Source organism: Puniceibacterium confluentis (assembly GCF_007923445.1).
GTDB lineage: Bacteria > Pseudomonadota > Alphaproteobacteria > Rhodobacterales > Rhodobacteraceae > Puniceibacterium > Puniceibacterium confluentis.
Genome location: NZ_VOJI01000080.1, coordinates 1 through 1188, shown reverse-complemented (window position 1 = coordinate 1188; position 1188 = coordinate 1). Strand labels below are relative to the sequence as shown.

Here is a 1188-nt window from a genome sequence, read left to right as displayed (position 1 = left end):
GAAGCCCTGAGGGCTGATTCAATTTCCGCGTAAGAGGTGGAGATGGGCGGCGATGACGGGGTCCCGACAGCAAGCGCAGAGCGCTCTGTTCTGCGAGTTATCGATCGAGACAGATGTCCCGGCCGACCACATGCTCCGGGCGGTGGACCGGTTTGCCGATCTGGCCGGGATCCGGCAGCATCTGGCACCGTTCTACAGCTCCACCGGTTGGCAGCCGGGCAAGATCGATCCCGGGGAGGCGCCGCGGGCGGACAGGGAATACCTGGCCACGCTCGATGATGCGGCCTTCGGCGCGGCCAGCCCGGTCGAACCGAAGTTCACCTCGCATTCCGGTCCCGCGCCGCAATGGACCGGAGCTCGGGGTGGGCCAGCCTGTTTTGCCCATTCCACCAATTACTTGACCGATACCGACAGCGGCGTGATCCTTGATGTCGAGGCCACGCGCTCGGTCCGCCAGGCCGAAGTCGGATCGCTGCGAACGATGATCGACAGGGTGAGCGATAGCTTCGGCCTCAAGCCCGAACGGCTGATCGCCGACACCGCCTACGGCACGGGCGACATGCTGCACTGGCTGGGTCAGAAGCGCGGGATCGCGCCCCATATTCCAGTGTTCGACAAGTCGGCGCGCCGGGACGGCACGTTCGAACGCACCGACTTCACCTATGATGCCGAGCAGGACACCTACGCCTGTCCGGGCGGCAAGGAGTTGAAGCAAAACCGCCGGGCATTTACGGAACCCCGGGAGAAGAAACCAGATGAGGACGGGATGCTGCGCTACCGGGCCAGCAAGGCCGACTGCGAAGTCTGTGACCTGAAATCCCGCGGCTGCCCGAAGGAACCTTCCCGCAAGGTGCTCCGGTCGATCTACAAACCATCCCGCGATCGGGCCCGTGCGATCGCCCGGACCACGGAATACGCGATCTCCTGCAAACCGCGGAAGAAGGTCGAGATGCTGTTCGCCCATCTAAAGCGGATCCTGGGGCTGAGCCGACTTCGATCACGGGGCCCACTCGGCGCGCGCGACGCATTCCACCTCGCTGCCACCGCCCGGAACCTCCGGTAGCTCGCAAAGCTCCTGCCGCCACCACAAATCGCCTTCTGAAGAGCGGCGGGCCTACGCGCGCCAAATCTCGCGAGGTATTCAACGCCGCGAACCGGCCGAGTTTTTCAACGGAATAGGCGTGAAGC

At 64.4% G+C, this 1188-nt stretch carries 1 protein-coding gene; it reads left to right on the top strand.

The window, feature by feature from the left end:
• The first annotated feature begins 52 nt into the window (after positions 1-52).
• Positions 53-1063 carry a transposase gene (locus FOY53_RS22615; RefSeq protein WP_146592534.1) on the top strand — a complete coding sequence of 337 codons (1011 nt, stop codon included), beginning with the start codon at positions 53-55 and terminating at the stop codon, positions 1061-1063.
• Positions 1064-1188 lie beyond the last annotated feature (125 nt).